Annotated in this window: 18 protein-coding genes and 1 pseudogene; 12 read left to right on the forward strand and 7 right to left on the reverse strand. The window is 72.0% G+C overall.

Annotated features, from left to right (window positions below):
- Positions 1 to 81: 81 nt before the first annotated feature.
- The 4 genes and pseudogenes from DFJ66_RS28770 to DFJ66_RS45500 form a co-directional block, all read left to right on the forward strand.
- Positions 82 to 1,206, forward strand: coding sequence for a sensor histidine kinase (locus tag DFJ66_RS28770; protein ID WP_121225636.1), 1,125 nt, complete (start codon positions 82 to 84; stop codon positions 1,204 to 1,206).
- Entirely contained in the window at positions 1,203 to 1,850 is a 648-nt protein-coding gene (locus tag DFJ66_RS28775; RefSeq protein WP_121225638.1) for a response regulator, read from the forward strand. Before DFJ66_RS28770 ends, DFJ66_RS28775 begins: the two co-directional genes overlap by 4 nt.
- A 63-nt stretch (positions 1,851 to 1,913) precedes the next feature.
- Entirely contained in the window at positions 1,914 to 2,591 is a 678-nt protein-coding gene (locus DFJ66_RS28780; protein WP_121225640.1) for an alpha/beta hydrolase, read from the forward strand.
- 14 nt (positions 2,592 to 2,605) lie between these two features.
- Positions 2,606 to 3,442: pseudogene (locus DFJ66_RS45500) on the forward strand (acyltransferase family protein); the annotation flags it as partial.
- Positions 3,443 to 3,451: 9 nt separating this feature from the next.
- Here the strand turns inward: DFJ66_RS45500 and DFJ66_RS28790 are convergent.
- Entirely contained in the window at positions 3,452 to 5,530 is a 2,079-nt protein-coding gene (locus DFJ66_RS28790; RefSeq protein ID WP_246029939.1) for a phospholipase A2, read from the reverse strand.
- 102 nt (positions 5,531 to 5,632) lie between these two features.
- A complete protein-coding gene (locus tag DFJ66_RS28795) occupies positions 5,633 to 6,244 on the reverse strand; it encodes a TetR/AcrR family transcriptional regulator (RefSeq protein ID WP_211351353.1) in 612 nt (203 codons plus the stop codon).
- Positions 6,245 to 6,337: 93 nt separating this feature from the next.
- On the opposite strand from DFJ66_RS28795, the gene DFJ66_RS28800 reads away from it, so the two are divergent.
- Positions 6,338 to 7,333, forward strand: a complete 996-nt coding sequence (locus DFJ66_RS28800) for an NADP-dependent oxidoreductase (protein ID WP_121225647.1) — start codon at positions 6,338 to 6,340, stop codon at positions 7,331 to 7,333.
- Here DFJ66_RS28800 and DFJ66_RS28805 read toward each other — a convergent pair.
- Entirely contained in the window at positions 7,330 to 7,923 is a 594-nt protein-coding gene (locus tag DFJ66_RS28805; RefSeq protein WP_121225649.1) for an SACE_7040 family transcriptional regulator, read from the reverse strand. The two genes, DFJ66_RS28800 and DFJ66_RS28805, sit on opposite strands and share 4 nt — an antisense overlap.
- Before the next feature lie 196 nt (positions 7,924 to 8,119).
- Here DFJ66_RS28805 and DFJ66_RS28810 point away from each other — a divergent pair, with 196 nt between their 5' ends.
- The 4 genes from DFJ66_RS28810 to DFJ66_RS28825 all read left to right on the forward strand — a co-directional run bounded on the left by DFJ66_RS28810 (position 8,120) and on the right by DFJ66_RS28825 (position 13,745).
- On the forward strand, positions 8,120 to 8,908 hold the full coding sequence (locus DFJ66_RS28810) for an SGNH/GDSL hydrolase family protein (protein ID WP_121225651.1): 789 nt from the start codon (positions 8,120 to 8,122) through the stop codon (positions 8,906 to 8,908).
- A gap of 150 nt (positions 8,909 to 9,058) precedes the next feature.
- On the forward strand, positions 9,059 to 10,663 hold the full coding sequence (locus DFJ66_RS28815; RefSeq protein WP_121225653.1) for a carboxyl transferase domain-containing protein: 1,605 nt from the start codon (positions 9,059 to 9,061) through the stop codon (positions 10,661 to 10,663).
- 5 nt (positions 10,664 to 10,668) lie between these two features.
- The gene (locus tag DFJ66_RS28820; protein WP_121225655.1) at positions 10,669 to 12,585 is read left to right on the forward strand and encodes an acetyl/propionyl/methylcrotonyl-CoA carboxylase subunit alpha; all 1,917 of its coding nucleotides are present in this window, start codon (positions 10,669 to 10,671) and stop codon (positions 12,583 to 12,585) included.
- Positions 12,586 to 12,590: 5 nt separating this feature from the next.
- Positions 12,591 to 13,745 carry an acyl-CoA dehydrogenase family protein gene (locus DFJ66_RS28825; RefSeq protein ID WP_121225657.1) on the forward strand — a complete coding sequence of 385 codons (1,155 nt, stop codon included), beginning with the start codon at positions 12,591 to 12,593 and terminating at the stop codon, positions 13,743 to 13,745.
- Here DFJ66_RS28825 and DFJ66_RS28830 read toward each other — a convergent pair.
- Positions 13,742 to 14,782 carry an NAD(P)H-dependent flavin oxidoreductase gene (locus DFJ66_RS28830; RefSeq protein ID WP_121225659.1) on the reverse strand — a complete coding sequence of 347 codons (1,041 nt, stop codon included), beginning with the start codon at positions 14,780 to 14,782 and terminating at the stop codon, positions 13,742 to 13,744. The two genes, DFJ66_RS28825 and DFJ66_RS28830, sit on opposite strands and share 4 nt — an antisense overlap.
- Before the next feature lie 66 nt (positions 14,783 to 14,848).
- On the opposite strand from DFJ66_RS28830, the gene DFJ66_RS28835 reads away from it, so the two are divergent.
- Positions 14,849 to 15,445 (forward strand): TetR/AcrR family transcriptional regulator, encoded by a 597-nt coding sequence (locus DFJ66_RS28835; RefSeq protein WP_121225661.1) that lies wholly within the window; start codon positions 14,849 to 14,851, stop codon positions 15,443 to 15,445.
- A 9-nt stretch (positions 15,446 to 15,454) separates the two neighbouring features.
- On the opposite strand, the gene DFJ66_RS28840 is transcribed toward DFJ66_RS28835, so the two are convergent.
- Complete coding sequence (locus tag DFJ66_RS28840; RefSeq protein ID WP_121231873.1) at positions 15,455 to 16,216, reverse strand: crotonase/enoyl-CoA hydratase family protein; 762 nt, start codon at positions 16,214 to 16,216, stop codon at positions 15,455 to 15,457.
- Positions 16,217 to 16,276: 60 nt separating this feature from the next.
- Between DFJ66_RS28840 and DFJ66_RS28845 the strand changes: the two genes are divergently transcribed.
- Positions 16,277 to 17,635, forward strand: coding sequence for an FAD-binding oxidoreductase (locus DFJ66_RS28845; protein WP_170199715.1), 1,359 nt, complete (start codon positions 16,277 to 16,279; stop codon positions 17,633 to 17,635).
- Between the two features lie 11 nt (positions 17,636 to 17,646).
- The gene (locus DFJ66_RS28850; RefSeq protein WP_121225663.1) at positions 17,647 to 18,882 is read left to right on the forward strand and encodes an SAM-dependent methyltransferase; all 1,236 of its coding nucleotides are present in this window, start codon (positions 17,647 to 17,649) and stop codon (positions 18,880 to 18,882) included.
- A 55-nt stretch (positions 18,883 to 18,937) separates the two neighbouring features.
- Here DFJ66_RS28850 and DFJ66_RS28855 read toward each other — a convergent pair whose 3' ends face one another.
- Together DFJ66_RS28855 and DFJ66_RS28860 are read right to left on the reverse strand one after the other, a co-directional pair.
- Positions 18,938 to 19,780, reverse strand: coding sequence for a S1C family serine protease (locus DFJ66_RS28855; RefSeq protein ID WP_121225666.1), 843 nt, complete (start codon positions 19,778 to 19,780; stop codon positions 18,938 to 18,940).
- A 45-nt stretch (positions 19,781 to 19,825) separates the two neighbouring features.
- On the reverse strand, positions 19,826 to 21,889 hold the full coding sequence (locus tag DFJ66_RS28860) for a putative bifunctional diguanylate cyclase/phosphodiesterase (RefSeq protein WP_170199717.1): 2,064 nt from the start codon (positions 21,887 to 21,889) through the stop codon (positions 19,826 to 19,828).
- Positions 21,890 to 22,074: the final 185 nt, after the last annotated feature.

The following is a 22,074-nucleotide window of genomic DNA, read 5'->3' on the forward strand; positions in this document are numbered from 1 at the left end:
TGCCGGCCTCGGGGTGCTACCCGGGTATGACACACCCCGGTGTCATGTGCCGCCGGTCGAGAGGCACCTAGCATCGCCACCGTGATCCGCACCTTCCTGCGGGTAGTGCTGCTGCCCGACCGCACGCGGGTCTTCGGCGACTCCCGCTTCCGGCCCTTCGTCCAGGCCGCGCTGCTGGGCTACGGGCTCGTGCTGGCCATCGGGATCTCTTCGGGCTACGTGCAACGCGAGTCGCCCGACGGCTGGTGGCCGCTGCTGTTCGGGATCGTCCTGGGCACGTTCGCGCTCGTGCCGTACACCCCGCTCGGCGCCTGGCGGCTGGCGACGGCGGGTCTGTTCGCCATGCGGCTGCTGTTCACCCAGGAGCCGGCGATCCTCGGTGACTGGCAGTGGTGCTGGTACCTCCCGGTCCTGGTGGCGGTCGGTCTGCTGTACGGCGGACGGGTCGTGTTCGTGGTCGCGGTGATTACCACGGGTGCTGTGTACCTCGTGGGCGCGATGGGAAACCTCGACTACTTCCCACCCACCCTGCTGTTCCTGAACCTGTTCCTGCTGGTCGCCTACGCCTTCGGCGCGCGCGGCCGGGCCGAGCAGCGGTTCCACGAAGAGCGGGACGCCAAGGCCGCCCTGGTCGAGCGCGCCCGCATCGCGCGCGAGATGCACGACGTGGTCGCGCACCACATGTCGATGGTCGCGGTCCGCTGCGAGACCGCGCCCTACCGGATCGCCGGCCTGCCCGAGGCGGGGCTCAAGGAGTTCGCCGAGCTGGGTGACGCCGCCCGCGCGGCCATCGCGGACATGCAGGGCCTGCTGGGCGTGCTGCGCTCGGCCGACCAGCAGCCCGACCACGCGCCCCAGCCCGGCCTCGCCGACATCACCGCGCTGGCCCCGCAGGCGTCCGTCACCGGCGCCGACGTCCCGCCCGCGGTCGGGCTGACCGCCTACCGGGTGGTCCAGGAGGCGCTGACCAACGCGAACCGCCACGCTCCGGGGTCGACCGTGTCCGTCGTGGTGTCGGTGGTGGACGGGGCGCTGGAGGTGTTCGTCCGCAACACCGCGGGCGGGCCGTCGCTGGGCGGGGGCGGTGGGCACGGGCTGGTCGGCATGCGGGAACGTGTGGCCGTGCACGGTGGCTCGGTGACCGCGGAGCCCACGCCGGACGGCGGGTTCGCGGTGCGGGCGCGGATTCCGTTGGGAGAGCGGTGATCAGGGTTCTGGTGGTGGACGACCAGGAGATGGTGCGGGATGGGTTCTCGGCGCTGCTGGACGCCCAACCCGACATCGAGGTGGTCGGGTCGGCGGGCGACGGCGCGGCGGGCGTGGCCGAGGTGCGCAGGCTCCAGCCCGACGTGGTGCTCATGGACATCCGGATGCCCGGCACGGACGGCCTCACCGCGACCCGCCTGCTGGCCGACGACCCGGTGAAGGTGCTCGTCCTGACCACCTTCGACCTCGACGACTACGTCTACGAGGCGCTGCGGGCGGGTGCCAGCGGGTTCCTGCTCAAGCACTCGCCGGCGCGCGAGCTGCTGGACGCCGTCCGGGTGGTGGCCCGCGGTGACGCCCTGCTCGCACCCTCGGTGACCAAGCGGCTGATCGAGGACTTCGTGAAGGCGCGGCTCGCCCGGCCGGTCAAGCCCGCCGCCCTGTCGGCGCTGACCGAGCGGGAGACCGAGGTGCTGCGCCTGGTCGCCACCGGCCTGTCCAACACCGAGATCGCCGCGCACCTGGTGCTCGCCGAGCAGACGGTGAAGACGCACGTCAGCCGCGTGCTGATGAAGCTTGGCCTGCGCGACCGGGCGCAGGCGGTGATCGCGGCCTACGAGTCCGGCCTGGTGGTACCGGGGTAGCACGCGGAGATCGCTACCGCGGGGTGACGATCGGGTCGGCGTCGTCCGGACAGCATTCCGGTCATGCCGAAGAAGATCGCCCTGCTGGCCGCGCTGCTGGTGCTGGCCACGCCCGGCGGCGACCCGCCCGTCCGGGAGCGGGTCGCCGTGTACGGGGACCTGGCGCACGCGCGGCACGTGGCGGTGGTCGTGCCGGGGTCCGATGTGGACGGTGACCGGTTCGACGCCACGGTGGGCCGGATGGCCCGCGCGCTGCACGCCGAGGTCGGGCGGGACGACGTCGCGGTGGTCGCGTGGCTGGGCTACCGGACGCCTTCGGGACTGGGGGTGGACGCGGCGTCCGGCCGGCTCGCCCGTGCGGGCGCCGCGTCCTTGTCCCGGTACGTCTCCGGTCTGCCGGGCCGCGTGCACCTGGTGTGCCACAGCTACGGCTCGGTGGTGTGCGCGCTGTCCGGGGTCCGCGTGGACGACATGGTCTTCCTCGGCAGCCCCGGCGTCCGGGTGCGCTCGGCCGCCGAACTGGGCGGACGGGTGTGGGCCGCCCGGGGCGCGGACGACTGGACGCGGTGGGTGCCCAAGATCCGCTTCGCCGACCTCGGCCACGGCACCGACCCAGTGGACCCGGACTTCGGCGCCGAGGTCTTCGACACCGGGGACGCGCGCAAGCACGACGAGTACTTCAAGCCCGGCACGGCGTCGCTGCACGCCTTGGGCCGGATCGCGGTGGGGGAGCGGCCATGAGGACACGGGACCCGATGATCGACTCGGTGCGGGCGCTGGCCATCGCGGGGGTCGTCGTGGGGCACTGGCTGGTGACGTCCGTCGTGCTGGTGGACGGCGCGCTGGTCGTGGACAGCCCGTTGCGGTGGTTGCCGGAGCTGTCCTGGGTGAGCTGGATCTTCCAGACGCTGGGCCTGTTCTTCTTCACCGGCGGGTTCGCGGCGGCGGGCTCCCGCACGCCGTGGACGCGCAAGGCCCGGCTGTTGGTGGTACCGGTCCTGGTGCTGGTCGGGGGGTGGGCAGCGGTCCTCTTTGGACTGTCGATGCGCGGGTTGCCCCAGCAGACCGTGCTGACCATCGGGTATCTGGTGGTGACCCCGCTGTGGTTCCTGGCGATCTACGTGGTGTTGCTGGCCCTCACACCGTGGATGCGGAGGCTGGGTTGGTGGGGAGTGGCGGTCCCGGCCGCGCTGGCGGTGGTGGACCTCGGCTGGGTCAACGCCCTGGCCGTGTGGTGGGTGCCGTGGCAGATCGGCGTCCTGGTGGCCGAGCACGGGCAGCGGCGTTCGTGGGGTGCGGCGCTGCTCGTGACCGGCGTGGTCGGGATGGTCGTGGCGGTCCACGCGGGCTACCCGGCGAGCGCGGTGGGGGTGCCGGGCGCGGAGCGGTCCAACCTGTTCCCGCCCTCGCCGGTCGCGTTGGCGCTCGCGGTCGCCCAGATCGGCCTGGTGCTCCTGCTGCGGCCGAGGTTCCGGTCGAAGTGGCTCAACGCCCGCGCGTTGCCGATCTTCCTGACCCACCAGAGCGCGTTGCTCGCCGTGACCCTGGTCGGGGCCGCGTTCGGGCCGTTGCGGGGGCTGCTGACGCTGCCGTCCGACGCGCTATGGGTGCTGGAGCGCCTCACGTGGCTGCCGCTGTTCTGGGGCGTGACCCTGGTCCTGCTTCGGTATCGCCGCCAGCAGCGCGACGGCGATCACGGTGCCGTGCAGGGCGACCATCGCCTCCGTGGGCTCCAGGACCAGCAGCGGCGGGACGCAGGCCAGCGCGGTCAGCAGCCAAGGCCTGCGGCCGTGGCAGGTGCCGGCGCGGGCGGTGTGCAGGAGGTACCAGCCGAGCAGCAGGTGGATCAGGTTCTGCAACGGGTCGACCCGCAGCACCACCAGCGTCCCGGCCTCGCCCGCGAAGCCGGTGACCACGAACCCGAGGACGCCCAGGACGCCGAACCCGACGCCGAGCGTCACGGCGAGCCGGGCGCGGTGGGTCTCCCTGGTGTGGCAGGCGATCTCGGCGGCGGCCCGCTCGAACCGGTGGAACAGCAGCAGGACGGGCAGGAGGAGCAGCACCAGCACGGTCAGCCACCGCGGGACCGCCGCCGGGGCGTCCAGCAGGCCCAGCAGGGCGACGACGGCGGCCAGCGCCGTGAGGTAGCCCAGGTAGACCGTCATCGGGGCGCGGCGCGCGTAGTCCACCACGTGCCACGGGGCGCGGCCCGCGAGCCACGTTGACACCCGGTCGCGGGCGAGCAGCACGACCGCGATCTGGCCGAGGCCCAGCACCAGCAGGCACACCGTGGGCGGGCTGAGGTTCGAGGTCTGCTCGCCGGGGACGGCCATCATCGTGCGCGGGTAGCCGCCGAACGCGATCAACGCGAGCAGCGTGGGCACGGTGAGCAGCGCGCACGCCACCAGCACGCGCCGCGAGACCCGGCGCAGGCTTTCGTACTGGAAGCCGAGCTGTTGCAGGAACAGGGCGCCGAGCACGAGGTTCAGGTAACCGCCGGTGCGCCACTCGAACCCGACCCGCAGGGCGTCCGCCATGATCATCAGGGCCAGGAGGACGACCGGCGTGACCAGGCGCGCGTTGCGGTGCAGCCACGCCATGACCGGCGTCGCCGCCACCGTCACCAGGTAGAGGCCGAGGAACCACAGCGGGTGCGCGATGAGCCGGCCGAACACCTCGACCCGGTCCTTGGGCACGTCCAGCAGCTCCAGCGGGAGCGGCAGCACCAGCCACGCCAGCACGAACGCCAGCACCGGCCGCAACAGCCACGTGATCCGCCCCGCGAGGTACCGCCCGTACCCGCCGCCCTGGCGTTGGACGGCCAGCCACCCGGCGAGGTTGGCGTGCCCGCCCGCGAAGTAGAACAGCGGGATGGTCTGGAGGACCCACGTGAGCAGCCACAGCCAGTTCGCGCCGGCCCCGGCCCACTGGGTGACGGTCAGCAGCGACTGCCCGACGACGACCAGCCCCAGGCTGGCCAGCCGCAGGAACGTCGAGAACCGGTCCTCGACCACGGCCTCGGCCACCACCTCGGGCGCCGGCTCGCGCCGCCTGGCCAGTCGGGCGACCAGCAGGAACACCACGACCGCGCTGCCGAACCCCCACGCCAGCACCGGCTCGTGGCCGGGCGGACCCCACCGCTGCCGCCAGGAGTTGAACTCGAGCCCGGCCGCGTACAGGCCGGCGACGACGTGGCAGCGGGCGGCGTTGTCCCGGGGGTTCAGCTCGCACTGGGTGTGCATGTCGGCGGAGAGCCGGGCGTCCAGCGCCTTGCGCGCGTCGGGGCCCAGCGGCTGTCCTTTGTGCTCGGCGTACCGGAGCAGGTCGTACCCGAGGTCGTGGGCTTTGCAGGCCACGCCGAAGTCCCACTCGGTATCACCCGCGGGACCCGAACAACCACCCGTCGGGTCGACGGCCCGGGACGTCCCGTCCAACGCGGTCACCGACACGGGCGACCGCCCGGTCACCTCGTTGAAGTCGGCCGGGAACCCGCCCAGCGGCGAGACGCCACCGGGGGAGGTCATGGCTTGGACCGCCGTGGCGGCCGTGGCCACGTCCCCGACGAGCGGACGCCCGTCAGCGGCCCCGGCGGGCCGGGACGCCACCACGCCGCACACGAACACCGCCACCGCGATCAGCAGGAAGCGGGACCAAGCCGGCAGCCGGAGCAACCACCGCACCCCTGGCCACCCGTGGAGGTGGTTCACCTTGCCGTCGCCCATTGGCAGTGAAGGTTACGGATCGGCCAACGGTGATCGCCAACCGGTCGTCCCCCGGACGTGTCAGCCCGCGGCGGCGGTGAAGTCCCGGTGAGTCGGCGGCGCCACGGGCAGGTCGTGCGCGGCTGCCGGGCGCAGCCCGTCCAGGACCAGGTGCAGGTACCGCCGCCACAGGTCCGAGCGGCTCCCGGCGAGCGGTGCCGCGATCTGCGTGGCGGCGCTGAGCAGCAGCACCACGTCGTGCCCGGTCACGTCGGCGCGGACGGCACCGGAATCCCGCGCGCGGGCGGTCAGCGCTTCCGCCGCCCGCGCGAGTCGGTCACTGGCGGCCCGGACGGCGGGGTCGGTGCGCGAGGTCGCGGCGCCTGCCTCGCAGAAGGAGCGGTCCCGGACCTGGAGTTCGGCGGCGGCGGTCATGAACCGCACGAGCGCCTCCCACGGGTCGGCGTGGTGGAGCAGCGCTTCGCCGGTCGCGGCCAGCGCGCCGAGCTGCTCGCAGAAGATCGCCGCGACCAGCTCCTCCTTGCCGGCGAAGTGGTTGAAGACCGTGCCCTTGGCCACACCGGCGCGGGCGGCGATCCGCGCGATGGAGACGTCGAGCCCGTGTTCGGACAACTCCGCGGCGGCCGCCTCGATGAGCAGGGCGCGGTTCCTGGCGGCGTCGGCTCGGGGCACGGGCCCAGCCTAACCGAAGTTGACCGCACGGTCATGTTGCGGTTAGCGTCGCCAACATGACCGGGTGGTCAACTTGTTTCCGGGGAGGTCGGCATGAGAGCGGTGGTCGCACGGCGGTACGGTTCGCCGGAGGTGCTGACGGTGGAGGACGTCCCCGTGCCGGTGCCCGGCCCCTGTCAGGTCCAGGTCCGCGTCCGGGCCGCCGCGGTCAACCCCGCCGACCTGCGCACGCTCAGCGGGGTGCTGCGCGAGCTAACGCCGTTGACCTTCCCGCACGTGCCGGGCAGCGACTTCGCCGGCACGGTCACCGCGGTCGGCCCGGACGTCACCCGGTTCGCGGTCGGTGACGAGGTGTTCGGCGTCGGGCTGCCGCGTGCGACGGCGGCCATGGCCGCGATGCTGTCCACCCCGCCCTCCCTGACCACCGGCGCCATGGCGGAGTACGCGGTCTTCGAGGCCGACACCCCCGCCCTCGCCCGACGTCCGGTGGCCTTGGTCCCCGAGCACGCCGCCGGCCTGCCGATACCCGGGCTGACGGCGCTGGCCGTGCTGCGCGAGGGCGGGTTCGAGGCGGGGGAACGGGTCCTGGTGTCCGGAGCCGCCGGAGGGGTGGGCGGCGCGCTCGTCCCGCTGCTGGCCGCCGCCGGGGTGCACGTGATCGCCACGGCCCTCCCCGAGGACGACGACCACGTGCGCGGCCTGGGCGCGGCCGAACTGGTCGACTACCGGACCCTCGACACGGCCACCGAAACACTCCGGCGGCACCCGGACGGCGTCGATGCCGTGGTCAACCTGGCCCTGCCCGAACCAGAGCTGGGTCGGGTCGTCAAGCCAGGCGGGCGTCTGCTCAACGTCGCCTTCCCCAGCCCCGACCCCGCCGACTTCGCGCGCGCCGACCTGACCGTCCGCACGGTCTACGGCACCGCACGCCCGGGAGACCTCGACCTGTTGGCGGCACGGGCCGTCGCCGGCGGTCTGCCCGACACCACCGGCCGGCGGTACCCGTTGGAGGAAGCACCCCGGGCGTACTCCGACCTGGTGCACACCCACGTGCGCGGCAAGCTGGTCGTCCTCGTGGACCCGCGCTAGGCGACGGTCTCCGCGAGCACCCCGGCCGTGGTCAGCGACGCCAGCGCCATCCGGGTCAGCAGCGACGCCATCTGGTCCCGGTCCAGGTGCGCGCTGTGGGGCGTGGAGTTGATCAACCCGAACACCGCGTGCGCCGCCGCGCGGGCGGTCGGCTCGTCCACCGGCACCGTCTCCTGGAGGGTCGAGACCCACACCTCGACGTACCGCCGCTGCAACGCCCGCACCCGACGCCGGTCCGGGTCGGTCAGGTTGGCCAGGTTGCGCATCTGCACGGTGATCAGCGCCGGGTCGTCCAGGGCGAAGTCCACGTGCCAGCGCACGAGCGCGTGCAAGGCCGAAGCTGCGTCCGAAGCCTCCCGCACGCGAGCCAGGCCGCCCTCCAGCAGGCGCTCCGAGATGGACGTCAGCATCTCGCCGAGCATGGCGTCCTTGCTCTTGAAGTGCCGGTAGAGCGCCGGGCCGGAAATGCCCACGGCCGCGCCGATGTCGTCGATGCCCACGCCGTGGAAACCGTGTCGCGCGAACAGTTCCGCGGCGGCGTCCAGGATCTGCTCGCGGCGGGTTTGCTTCACTCCATCGGCGGGGGCCACGGACCCATCCTAAACAGCCAGGCCCCCGGGCGTAAACGAGCGTTAACCCGCCGGTCGTCGGAAGATCACCAACCGACCGAAGTTACTCGCTGTTAACTCTTGACCCACCCTTCTAATCCGGCGCTACCGCCTGGTAACTCTTGTTGTGCTCCGCATCACAACCCCCTGCGTTCCCCCTGCTCCGTGGAGGCCCCCGATGCGCTCCGTCAAAACCCTGCTCACCGCCGCCCTGGCCGCGGCGGCGGCGTTGTTCACGGCCATACCCGCGCAAGCGCAAGCCGTGAACTACGTCGCTCTCGGCGACTCCTACTCCTCGGGAACCGGCACCGGCTCGTACTACGGCGACAGCGGCAGCTGCAAGCGCAGCCCGTACGCCTACCCCGCCCTCTGGGCCGCCTCGCACGCGGTGTCGAGCTTCGCGTTCGTCGCCTGCTCGGGCGCGCGCACCGGCGACGTCCTCAACAACCAGATCGGCGCCCTGAACGCCTCGACCACCCTGGCCACCATCTCCATCGGCGGCAACGACGCGGGCTTCACCGACGTCATCACCACCTGCACCTTCGGCTCCGACTCCACCTGCATCAACCGGGTGAACCAGGCCAAGGCGTACGCCACCGGCACCCTCCCGGGCCTGCTGGACAACGTCTACGGCCAGATCCGCGCCCGCGCCCCGTACGCGCAGGTCGTCGTCCTGGGCTACCCGCGCCTCTACAAGGTCCCCGGCTCCTGCTCCGTGGGCCTGTCCGACACCAAGCGCTCGGCCATCAACTCGGCCGCCGACACCCTCGCGTCCGTCATCTCCGGCCGCGCCGCCGCCCGGTCGTTCACCTACCGCGACCTGCGCACGGCGTTCACCGGGCACGAGATCTGCTCCGCGGACTGGTGGCTGAACAGCCTCAGCTGGCCGGTCGAGGAGTCCTACCACCCCAACCGCAACGGCCAGCGCCTCGGCTACCTGCCGGAGCTCACCGCCGTCACCGGCTGAGCCCACTTCCCGGGCCCGCTTCCCGGGTCCACATGCTGGAGGGGGCCGTCCCGCCGGGGCGGCCCCCTTCGCTCGTCCGCAGTGGTGGACGGTCGGGTTAACAGGCGCTAACATTTCCTCAGGTTAACGACTGCTAACCGCGAGGAGCCCATGGACGCCCCCGTCCTGCGCAGCGCCGCCGACAAGTCGAGCGAAGCGTTCCGGCGCTACACCGACGAGCACACCGCCCTGGTCCACGACCTGCGCGCCAAGCTCGCCGACGCCGCCCGCGGCGGCCCGGAGAAGGCCCGGACCCGGCACGTCGAGCGCGGCAAGCTGCTGCCCCGCGACCGCGTGGACACCCTGCTCGACCCCGGCTCGCCGTTCCTGGAGCTGTCCCCGCTGGCCGCCGACGGCCTCTACGGCGGCGACGCCCCGGCGGCGGGCATCATCACCGGCGTCGGACGGGTGTCCGGCCGCGAGGTCGTGGTGGTCGCCAACGACGCCACCGTCAAGGGCGGCACGTACTACCCGATGACGGTCAAGAAGCACCTCCGGGCGCAGGAGGTGGCGCTGCAGAACCGCCTGCCCTGCGTCTACCTGGTCGACTCCGGCGGCGCGTTCCTGCCCCGCCAGGACGAGGTGTTCCCCGACCGCGAGCACTTCGGGCGGATCTTCTTCAACCAGGCCACCATGTCCAGCCAGGGCATCCCGCAGATCGCCGCCGTCCTCGGGTCGTGCACGGCGGGCGGCGCGTACGTGCCCGCGATGAGCGACGAAGCCGTCATCGTGCGCAACCAGGGCACGATCTTCCTGGGCGGCCCGCCGCTGGTGAAGGCCGCGACCGGCGAGGTCGTGACGGCCGAGGAGCTGGGCGGCGGCGAGCTGCACTCGCGCACCTCCGGCGTCACCGACCACCTGGCGGAGAACGACACGCACGCGCTGCGGATCGTCCGCTCGATCGTGTCCACCCTGGGTCCGCGCGCCGAGCGGCCGTGGAAGGTGGAGCCGAGCGTCGAGCCGGTGGTGAACCCGGACGAGCTGTACGGGGTCGTGCCCACCGACACCCGCACCCCCTACGACGTGCGGGAAGTCATCGCGCGGATCGTGGACGGCAGCCGGTTCCAGGAGTTCAAGAAGGACTACGGGCCGACGCTGGTCACCGGGTTCGCCCGCATCCACGGCCACCCGGTCGGGATCGTGGCGAACAACGGCATCCTGTTCGGCGAGTCGGCGTTGAAGGGCGCGCACTTCATCCAGCTGTGCGACCAGCGCTCGGTGCCGCTGGTGTTCCTGCAGAACATCTCCGGGTTCATGGTCGGCCGCGAGTACGAGGCCGGCGGCATCGCCAAGCACGGCGCCAAGATGGTGACGGCCGTGGCGTGCGCGCGGGTGCCGAAGTTCACCGTGGTCATCGGCGGGTCGTTCGGCGCGGGCAACTACTCGATGTGCGGGCGGGCGTACTCGCCGCGGTTCCTGTGGATGTGGCCCAACGCCCGGATCTCGGTGATGGGCGGCGAGCAGGCGGCGTCGGTGCTCGCGACCGTGCGGCGCGACCAGCTCGGGGACGCGTGGACCGCCGAAGAGGAAGAGGCGTTCAAGGCCCCGATCCGGCAGCAGTACGAGGACCAGGGCAACCCGTACTACTCCACGGCACGGCTGTGGGACGACGGCGTGATCGACCCGAAGGACACCCGCACGGTGCTCGGGCTCGCGCTGTCCGTGGCGGCCAACGCGCCGCTCGAGCCCGTTTCCTACGGCGTTTTCCGGATGTGAGGGGCATGTTCGACAGCGTCCTGGTGGCCAACCGCGGCGAGATCGCGGTCCGCGTGATCCGCGCGCTGCGCCGGTTCGGCATCCGGTCCGTCGCCGTGTACAGCGACGCCGACGCCGACGCGCTGCACGTGCGGCTGGCCGACGTGGCGGTCCGGATCGGGCCGGCCGCCGCCCGCGAGAGCTACCTGTCGATCGACCGGATCATCGACGCCGCACGGGAGACCGGCGCGCAGGCGGTGCACCCCGGGTACGGGTTCCTGGCGGAGAACACCGAGTTCGCGCGGGCGTGCGAGAAGGCCGGGCTGGTGTTCATCGGGCCGCCCGCCGAGGCGATCGACGCCATGGGCGACAAGATCCGCGCCAAGCTGACCGTGCGCGCGGCCGGCGTGCCCGTCGTGCCGGGGCGGACCGAGGCCGGGATGACCGACGACGACCTGGTCGACGCGGCCCTGGAGATCGGGTTCCCGGTGCTGCTCAAGCCGTCCGCCGGCGGTGGCGGCAAGGGCATGCGGCTGGTGCACGCCGCCGAAGGGCTGTGGGACGCCATCGAGTCGGCTCGGCGCGAGGCGCGCGGGTCGTTCGGCGACGACACGTTGCTGATCGAGCGGTTCGTCACCAACCCGCGGCACATCGAGATCCAGGTGCTGGCCGACGCGCACGGCGGCGTCGTGCACCTCGGCGAGCGCGAGTGCAGCCTCCAGCGGCGGCACCAGAAGATCATCGAGGAAGCGCCCTCGCCGCTGCTGACGCCCGACGTGCGCGAGGCGATGGGGCAGGCGGCGGTGGACGCGGCCAAGTCCGTCGGGTACGTGGGCGCGGGCACGGTCGAGTTCATCGTCGACGGGACGACCGGCGACTACTACTTCATGGAGATGAACACCCGTCTCCAGGTCGAGCACCCGGTCACCGAGCTGGCCACGGGCATCGACCTCGTGGAGTGGCAGCTGCGCGTGGCCGCCGGCGAGCGGTTGGCGCTGGGGTCGGTGGAGCTGTCGCGGCACGCCGTCGAGGCCCGGGTGTACGCCGAGGACCCGGCGCGCGGGTTCCTGCCGACCGGTGGCACGGTGCTGGCGTTGCGCGAGCCGTCCGACGTGCGGGTGGACTCCGCGCTGTACGAGGGACTGACGGTCGGCAGCGACTACGACCCGATGCTGGCGAAGGTCATCGCGTCCGGGGACACGCGCGAGGAAGCGTTGCGGCGCTTGGACTCCGCGCTGGGGCGGATGGTCGTGCTGGGCGTGACGACGAACATCCCGTTCCTGCGGGCGTTGTTGCGCGACCCGGACGTGCGGGCCGGCGCGCTGGACACCGGTCTGGTGGAGCGCAAGCTGGACTCGTTGGTGCACGACGAGGTGCCCGAGGTGGTCTATGCCGCCGCCGCTCTGGAACGGCAGCTCGCCCCGCACGGCGACGACCCGTGGGACCAGCCGGGTGGCTGGCGGATCGGGGAGCACGCGTGGACCACGTGGCGCGTGGACGACGTGGACGTGCGCGTCCGGGGTTCGGAAGTCGTCGTGGGCGACGGCGAGGTGATGCGGCTGTCGGCGTCCGTTGTGGACGGTGACCTGGTCGTCGGCACCCGCCGGTACGCGATGGCCCGCGCCGGCGACGTGCTGTGGCTCGGCGCGGACGGCCACTCGTGGGCGTTGACCGAGCACGAGCAGTCCGAGGCCGCCTCGGCGGCCGACACGGGCACCGGCGGCCCGGTCACCAGCCCCATGCCCGGGACCGTGCTCGTGGTGCGCGCCGAGCAGGGCTCGCACGTGACCGCCGGGCAGGCGTTGTTCGTGGTCGAGGCCATGAAGATGGAGCACACCGTCACCGCACCCGTGGACGGCGTGCTCGCCGAAGTGAACGTCCAGGCCGGCCAACAGGTCGCGCTGGACCAGACCCTAGCCGTCGTCGTGCCGCACCAGGAGTGAGAGCGATGTTGGACTTCCGCCTTGACGAGGAGTACGAGGCGCTGCGCAAGACCGTCGAGGAGTTCGCGCGCGACGAGGTCGCACCGGTCATCGGCGAGTTCTACGAGCGCGAGGAGTTCCCCTACGAGATCGTCGCCAAGATGGGGCGGATGGGGCTGTTCGGGCTGCCGTTCCCCGAGGAGTACGGCGGCATGGGCGGCGACTACTTCGCGCTGTGCCTGGCGCTGGAGGAGCTGGCCCGGGTCGACTCCTCGGTGGCGATCACGCTGGAGGCGGGGGTCTCGCTGGGCGCGATGCCCCTGTACCGCTTCGGTTCTCCCGAGCAGAAGCAGGAGTGGCTGCCGCGGTTGACTTCGGGGGAGGCGCTGGGCGCGTTCGGCCTGACCGAGCCCGGCGGCGGCTCCGACGCCGGTGCCCTGCGCACGACCGCGCGGCTCGACGGTGACGAGTGGGTCCTGAACGGCACCAAGGCGTTCATCACCAACTCGGGCACGGACATCACCGGCCTGGTGACGGTCGCGGCCGTGACCGGTCGGCGGGAGAACGGCAAGCCGGAGATCTCGGCGATCCTGGTGCCGTCCGGCACGCCGGGGTTCACGGTGTCCCGCAAGTACTCCAAGGTCGGGTGGAACGCCTCCGACACGCGCGAGCTGTCGTTCCAGGACTGCCGGGTGCCGGCGGCGAACCTGGTCGGCGAGCGGGGCCGGGGTTACGCGCAGTTCCTCCAGACGCTGGACGAGGGCCGGGTGGCGATCGCCGCGCTGGGCGTCGGGTTGGCGCAGGGCTGCGTGGACGAGTGCCTGCGGTACGTGCGCGAGCGCGAGGCGTTCGGCCGCAAGATCGGCGAGTACCAGGCCATCCAGTTCAAGATCGCCGAGATGGAGGCCCGCACCCACACCGCGCGCCTGGCGTACTACCAGGCGGCGGCGAAGATGCTGCGCGGCGAACCGTTCAAGCGCGAGGCGGCGATCGCGAAGCTGGTGTCGTCGGAGACGGCGATGGACAACGCGCGCGAGGCGACGCAGATCTTCGGCGGGTACGGGTTCATGAACGAGTTCCCGGTGGGCCGGTTCTACCGGGACGCGAAGATCCTGGAGATCGGCGAGGGCACCAGCGAGGTGCAGAAGATGCTGATCGCCCGCGAACTGGGCCTGCACTAGTTCTGCGGTCCCACCAGTTCGTCCAGGTACTCCCGCGCCGACTTCGCCGCGGTGAGCGGGGCCGCCTGGCCCGCCCAGAGGCTGACGTAGTCGGCCAGGCCCCGCTCCGCCGCCGCCTTCCGCAGGGGCTGCATCAGGGCGTTCTGCACCGGGTAGTGGGGGAGGTCGGCACCGGCCAGCTCGTCGACCAGCCCGTTGTGGATCCCCCGCGCCATCCGCCCCGAGAACACCTTCGTCAGCACGGTGACCTTGGCGGCGTCACTGTGCAGCATCCGCTTGTGCACCTCACTCGCGTTGGATTCGCGCGTGCCGAGGAACCCGGTGCCGATCTGCACCCCGTCCGCCCCCAACGCCCGCGCCGCCGCGATCCCCCGCCGGTCCCCGATGCCGCCGGCGGCGATGACGGGGAGTGACACCGCGTCCACCACCTGCGGCACCAGCGAGAACGTGCCCACCAGCGAGTGCTCCACCGGCTTGAGGAACGCCCCGCGGTGACCGCCGGCGTCACTGCCCGACGCCACGACCGCGTCCACGCCGGCGGCCTCGAGCGCCACCGCCTCGTCCACGGTGGTGGCCGTGCCGAGGGTGACGATGCCCTTCCGCTTCGCTTCCGCGAGGACGTCCTGTGGCGGGATGCCCATGACGAAACTGATCACGGGCGGGCCGGCGGCCAGCAGCGCCTCGACCTGGGCGGTGAAGTCGGGTAGGTCGAGGTGGTCGGGCGGGTCGCCGAGGTCGAGTCGTCGGTAGAGGGGTGCCAGCCGTTCTCGGTAGGGTGCGAGGTCGACGGGGGCGTCTTCGCCGGGCTGCGGAACCCACAGGTTGACCGCGAACGGGCGGGCGGTGGCGGCTCGGAGGTCGGCGACCAGTCGGGTAATGGCGTCGGGGCGGAGGTGGTGGGCGCCGAAGGACCCGAGTGCTCCACCCCCGGACACGGCGGCGGCGAGCGCGACGGACGACAGCCCGCCGCCGAACGGGCCTTGCACGATCGGGTGCGCGATCCCCAGCAGGTCGAGGAGCCGCGAGGGTGATGTCATGGCGGGGAAGGTAGACGACCGGTCAACTATTCCGCAATAGTTGACCGGTCGTCTACTGTGTGGCGCGTGGGACGGAGCAGTGATGCGCGGGAGAAGTTGCTGGGTGCGGCCTGCGAGCTGATGCGGGCGCGCGGGTACGGGGCGATCGGGGTCGCCGAGATCTGCGAGCGGGCCGGGGTGCGGAAGGGCAGCTTCTACTACTTCTTCGAGTCGAAGCAGGCGCTGACGGTCGAGGCGCTGCGGCACGCCTGGGAGGAGGAGAGCGCGGCCTGGCGAGCGGTTCTCGGGGGCGGGGGTCACCCGTTCCGGCGACTGGAAGCACTCCTCCGGGCGCAGGTGAAGGCCCAGTACGACAGCAAGCGGGACGTCGGCGTGGTGCGCGGGTGCCTGTACGGCAACCTGGTGCTGGAGGTCGGGGGGAACGACGAGGCCGTCCACGCGTGCCTGGCGGAGATCTTCGACCAGCAGGTCGCGATGGTGCACAACGTCCTGCACGAGGCACACGCGGAGGGAATGCTCCCGACGGACCGCGCCACCCGCGCCCACGCCCGCGCGGTGCTCGCCCAGCTGGAGGGCATGGTGCTGTTCGCGAAGCTCGACAACGACCCGCAGCTGCTGGACACCCTGTGGGAGCACGTGGAGGGGGTGCTCGCGCTGAACTGAGGCCGGTGGTCAGCCGTCGAAGCGGCCGTGGCGGCCCTCGCCGGCCAGGAAGCGGGACAGGCCCGACTCCACGTCCCGCAGCGACACCATCCCGTGGTGCATCTCGTTGGCCAGCGCGTCCGCCTCCGCCAACCCCTCCTGCTCCAGCACCGACAACCGGTCCTCCCGCAAGCACAGCTGTGGGAAGGCCGCGATCTCCCGCGCCAACCCCTCGGCCGCCGCCCGGGACGTCCCGGCGGGCACCACCCGGTTCGCCAACCCGATCGACAACGCCTCCGCCGCGTCCACCGGCCGCCCGGTCAGCACCAGGTCCAGCGCCCGGGACGTCCCGATCAACCGGGGCAGCCGCACCGTCCCCCCGTCGATCAGCGGCACGCCCCACCGCCGGCAGAAGACGCCGAACACCGCGTCCTCCTCGACCACCCGCAGGTCGCACCACAGCGCCAGCTCCAACCCGCCCGCCACCGCCGGACCGGCCACCGCCGCGATCACCGGCTTCGACAGCCGCATCCGCGTCGGCCCCATCGGACCGGTGGGTGAGAGCGGGTCGTTGCTGCGGGCCGTGCCCAGGGCCTTCAGGTCCGCGCCCGAGCAGAACACGCCGCCCTCGCCGTGCAGCACGGCCACCGACAGCTCCGGGTCCTCGTCGAACTCGCGGAACACCTCGGTGAGGGTGTGCGCCGTCGGGCCGTCCACCGCGTTGCGCACCTCGGGGCGGTTCAGCAACACCGTGCACACCGGTCCGGACCGTTCCACGCGTACGGAACTCACGCGGTCCAAGGTACTACCGGGCGGTAATGTCGGGGGCGGCGGAATTTGGGGGTGCTGATCATGCCCGAGCGGCCTAACGTCGTGCGCGTGAGCGATCACAGCCAGGCGGTGGCCGCGCTGCGCGGCCAGTACGAAGCGATCCCCGCGGGTGCGCCCGTGCGGCTCGCGAAGCCGACGTCGAACCTGTTCCGGTTCCGCGCCGACCAACCCGGGGGGCTCGACGTGGCCCGCTTCAACCGGGTGCTCTCAGTCGACCCCGACGCGATGACCGCGCAGGTCCAGGGCATGACGACTTACGAGGACCTGGTCGACGCCACCCTCCCGCACGGCCTCATGCCCCTGGTCGTGCCCCAGCTCAAGACCATCACCCTGGGCGGCGCGGTCGCGGGCCTGGGCATCGAGTCCAGCTCGTTCCGCAACGGCCTGCCGCACGAGTCCGTGCGCGAACTGGAGGTCATGACCGGCGACGGCGAGGTCGTCGTGGTCGGCCCGGAGGACGACCTGTTCCGCGGTTTCCCGAACTCGTACGGCACCCTCGGCTACACGCTCCGGCTGGAGATCGAGCTCGAACGCGTGCACCCCTTCGTCAAGCTGCGGCACGTCCCGTTCGGCAGCGCGGAGGAGTGCGCCGAGGTCATCGAAGCGGTCTGCGCGGAACGGACGTACCAGGGCGAACCGGTCGATTTCGTCGACGGCACGGTGTTCTCCGGGACCGAGCAGTACCTGACCCTGGGCAGTTGGGCCGACCGCGCCCCGTACCGCTCCGACTACACCGGCAACGCCATCTACTACCGCTCGATCCAGTCCCGCCGCACCGACTACCTGACCGTGCGGGACTACCTGTGGCGCTGGGACACCGACTGGTTCTGGTGCTCCCGGGCCTTCGGCGTCCAGCACCCCGTGGTCCGACGGCTGGTGCCCAAGCGGTACCTGCGGTCGGACGTCTACCGCAAGATCGTCGCGTGGGACCGCAGGCGCGGCTTCTCCGCCAAGCTCAGCAAGGCGGTGCAGGAACCGGTCATCCAGGACGTCGAGATCCCGGTGGACCGCCTCGCCGAGTTCCTCGACTTCTTCCACCGCGAGATCGGCATCGAGCCGGTCTGGCTGTGCCCGGTGCGGCTGCGCGACCGCACCGGCTGGCCGCTGTACCCGATGGACCCGGACGTGCTGTACGTCAACGTCGGCTTCTGGTCCACAGTGGACCTGAGGCCGGGCGAGCCGATGGGCAGCCGCAACCGGTTGATCGAGGACAAGGTCACCGAGCTGGGCGGGCACAAGTCGTTGTACTCGGACTCCTACTACGAGGAGCAGGAGTTCTGGGACAACTACAACGGTCCCACCTACCGGGAGCTGAAGAAGCGGTACGACGCCGCGAGCCGGCTCCCGGACCTGTACACCAAGTGCGTTCTCCGCGGGTAGAGGAGTGGTCCATGCGGTTGGCCGAGGTGTTCCAGCGCGCGGTCGGGGGCGACCGGGCGGTGGGGTTCAGCGCGTACGACGGCAGCAAGGCCGGGCCGGACGACGCGGGTGTGCGCATCGAGGTGCGGTCGCCGGAAGCCTTGTCGTACCTGGCGTCCGCGCCGGGCGAGCTGGGGCTGGCCCGCGCCTACGTCACCGGTCACCTGGAGATCATCGGTGACGTCTACGGCGCGTTGAGGAGTCTGTCGGAGATCTCGCTGCGGGAAGTGCCGTGGGCCGAAAGGCTTTCGCTGCTCGGCACGCTCGGGCGCGAGCGGCTGAGGTCGAGAGTCGAGATCCCGCCGCAGGAGCGGCGGCTGCACGGGCTGCGGCACTCCAAGGCCCGCGACCGCGAGGCGATCGCGCACCACTACGACGTCTCGAACACGTTCTACGAGTGGATCCTCGGCCCGTCCATGGCCTACACGTGCGCCGTGTACCCGACGGCGGAGTCCACCCTGGAGCAGGCGCAGTTCGCCAAGCACGACCTGGTGGCGCGCAAGCTCGGGCTCAAGCCCGGGATGCGGCTGCTGGACGTCGGCTGCGGCTGGGGCGGCATGGTCATGCACGCCGCGCGCGAGTACGGCGTGAAGGCCCTGGGCGTCACGTTGTCGCGCAACCAGGCCGAATGGGCGCAGAAGGCGATCGTCGAGGCCGGGCTGTCGGACCTGGCGGAGGTGCGCTACCTGGACTACCGGGACGTCCGCGAGACCGGGTTCGACGCCATCAGCTCCATCGGCCTGACCGAGCACATCGGCAAGGCCAAGCTGCCCGCCTACTTCCGGCACCTGTACCGCAAGCTCAAGCCCGGCGGCCGGATGCTCAACCACTGCATCACCCGACCGGACAACAAGCAGCGGGCGCGCACGGGCGGGTTCATCAACCGGTACGTGTTCCCGGACGGCGAGCTGGTCGGCCCCGGCCACCTCGTGTCCCTGATGCACGACACCGGTTTCGAGGTGCGGCACGAGGAGAACCTGCGCGAGCACTACGCGATGACGCTGGCCGCGTGGTGCGAGAACCTCGACAAGCACTGGGACGAGGCCGTGGACGAGGTCGGCCTGGGCCGGGCACGCGTGTGGCGGCTGTACCTGGCGGCGTCCCGGCTCGGGTTCGAGCGCAACAACATCCAGCTGCACCAGGTGCTGGGCGTGAAGCTGGACGGGACCAAGTCCCACATGCCGCTGCGCCCCGACTGGCTCAGCTGACGTGGAACGAACCCGCGGGGCCTCCCACCGGCCTCGCGGGTTCTTCGTGCCGGGCTCACGTGAGCTGGTCGGCGATCTGCTTGGCCTGGTTGGCCGGGATCGCGAACCCGATCCCCACGCTGCCCGCCTGGCCGTTGTCCGACGCGGGCGAGTAGATCGCCGAGTTGATGCCGATCACCTGGCCGGCCGCGTTGATCAGCGGTCCGCCCGAGTTGCCCGGGTTGATCGACGCGTCGGTCTGGATGGCCTGGTAGCTGACGTTCGAGCGGCGGGTCGCGCCGGGCACGGTGACCGTGCGGTCCAGGGCGCTGACGATGCCGGACGTGACCGTGCCCTGCAGGCCCTCGGGCGAGCCGATCGCCACGACCTGGTCGCCGATCTTGACGTCGTCCGAGTCGGCGAAGGTGGCGGGCGTCAGGCCGGAGACGCCGACCGCCTGCACCATGGCCAGGTCGCTGGCCGGGTCGGTGCCGACGACCTTCGCGTCCACCGTGCGGCCGTCGTTCAGCGTCACGGTGACCTTCTGCGCGCCGGCGACGACGTGGTTGTTGGTGAGGATGCGGCCGTCCGAGGACAGCACCACCCCTGACCCGAGTCCCTGGCCCTGCGCCCCGGCGACGTTCACCTGGACCACGCTCGGCAGCACCTTGGCGGCGACCGCCGAGACGTCCAGAGTGGACGAACCCGAGTTGAGGGCGACCGGCGTGCTGGACGTGCCGACGGTCTCGCCGGGCGCGTTGAGGGCGCCGACCACACCGCCCGTCACACCGCCGAACAACGCGGCGACCAGGGCGGCCGTCGTGACGGCGGTGCCGGTGCGCCGCCAGAACGGCTTCACCGCGGGTGCCGGCTCCGGTTCGATCAACGACCCGCTCATGGCGGGGAATCCCTGTGTCATGCACCCAGCGTCGCGCCGGCAGCTATGAGCAAGCTGAGCGTCGGCCTAGGCTTTGCCAAGAACCTCGGCGACCTCGTCCGCGCTCCACAGCGCCGTGCCGAACAGCGGCCCCTGCGCCCCGGTCACGCCCAGCTCGCGCAGCCGCCGCGCCTCGAACTCCGTGCGGACACCCGCCGCGTACAAGGGGATGCCGAGCGTCCGCGCCCACGTGAGCAGCGCCACGGCCGCGCTCTCGTCCACCCGGTTCGCGCCCTCGGCCAGCCCGCGGACGGGCGAGCCCTGGAACTTCACCCCGTGCAGCGGCAGCCGCCGCAGCCGGTCCACCGGGACGTTGCCGCCGCCCACCTGGTCCAGCACGAACCGCACCCCGTGCTCGGCCAGGATCGCCAGCTCCTCCGCCTGGTCGTCGTTGATCAGCGCGGGCAGCCGCTCGCCGAGCTCGAAGCGCAGCATCGACGCGGGCAGCCCGCTGTCCCGCAGCAGCCGGCGCACCTCGGCCACCAGCTCCGGCTCCTGGCACTGCCGCGCGGTCAGGTCCATGGTCAGCACCGGCGCGGCCGACCCGAACCGCCGGTACCAGTCGCCCGCGTGCCGGCACGCCTGCTCCACCGCGAACCAGCCCAGCCGCGCCGCCATCCCCGTGCACGCCGACAGGGACGCCAGCGACGCCGGGTCCAGGTAGCCCTCGGTCGGGTGGTCCCAGCCCAGCCGGGCCTCCACGGCGACCAGCGACCCGTCCACCAGCGACCGCACGGGTTCGTAGTCCACCCGGAAGTCGCCCTGCTCCAGCCCACCGGACACCGACGCCGCCAGCATCAGCCGCCGCCGGTCCCGGTCGTCCCGGGCCTTGTCGTACAGCGCCCACTGCGCCTTGCCGTCGTCCTTGGCCCACCGCAGCGTCACGTCCGCGCACCGCATCAGCTCGGACGCGTCCGCACCCCGCGCGGCCCGCACGACGATCCCGACGCTGGCGGTGACCCCGATCCCGTGCTCACCCACCCACACGGGCTCGGCGAGCAGCTCCACGGCCTCCTCGACCAGCGCGACGACCGATGCCACGTCCACCGGGTCCCGCACCAGCACCCCGAACTCGTCCGGCCCGATCCGCGCGAGCTGCCCGACCGTCCCGAACACGCTCCGCAGGTGCCCCGCGACGAGCGTGAGCACCCGGTTCCCCACTTCGTGCCCGAACGCGTCGTTCACCACCCGGAACCCGTCGATGTCGAACACCACCAGCGCGAGCGTCCCCGGCCCCTTCGACCCGACCGCGCCCTCCAGCCAACCGAGGAACTGCACCCGGTTCGCCAGCCCGGTCTGGACGTCGTTGAGGCTCTGCCGGAGCAGTTGGGACTGCAACGCCCGCACCTCGTCGAGGTTCTCGACCATCGCCACGTGGTAGGCGGGCGCCCCGGAGTCGTCCCGCACCAACGACACGGCGACCACGACGTCGATCACCTCACCGTCAGCCCGCACCATCCGCCTCTCGGCCCGGACGTGGTCCCGCGCACCGGAAGCGAGGACGGCGGCCACCTCGTCCACGGAGTGCCGGTCGTCGGGGTGCATGAGGTCGCGCGCGTCGCGCCCGGCGAGCTCGTCGGGTTCGTAGTCGAGGAGGGTGAGGAGGGCGTCGTTGAAGTCGAGGATCTCGGAGTCGAGGCCCGTCACGGCGATTCCGACCGCGGAGGTCCGGAACACGGCCCGGAACTTCGCCTCACTGGCCCGCAGGGCGGCCTCGGTGTCCCGGATCGTCTGCACGACCGCGGACCTGTTGCGTTCTTGCTGGTCCAGGGTCTTCTCGCGAAGCGCCTCACTGAACCCGGCCGCGATACCGCCCAGGACTGCCACCAGCCGGTCCGTGCGGGTGGTGCGGAGGTGTTCGCCGACGAAGGTGAGGGTCTGTTCGAGGGTCGCGGGCGAGGCGAACCCCAGCTCGACCAGCGCTCGACCGACATCCTGCACGGAGGAGTCCCGCACTGCGGCGGCGTGGAGGCGATCGGTCAGGTCGAGGAGGTCGTCGGGCCGCGCCCCGATGGCAGCCGCCCAGCCGCGGGCGAACTCGTTCCGCGCGTCGGCGACCCCGTCGTAAGCCGTCCCTGCCTGGTCGACCATCATCATCCAGCTCTTGAACGCCCGATCCTCGTAGACCCACCCGGTTGCCCGGCCGGTCGGTCGATCAGATCACCGGGGTAGGCCCAGTTGCGCAACTCCTGGATGAATGTCACTCGAATGGAGCACGGGGGAACGCCGTCAAGCCTACTGCGGCGCGATCCAGTAGACGCAAGACGACCTTGTTG

This window comes from Saccharothrix variisporea (assembly GCF_003634995.1).
Classification (GTDB): domain Bacteria; phylum Actinomycetota; class Actinomycetes; order Mycobacteriales; family Pseudonocardiaceae; genus Actinosynnema; species Actinosynnema variisporeum.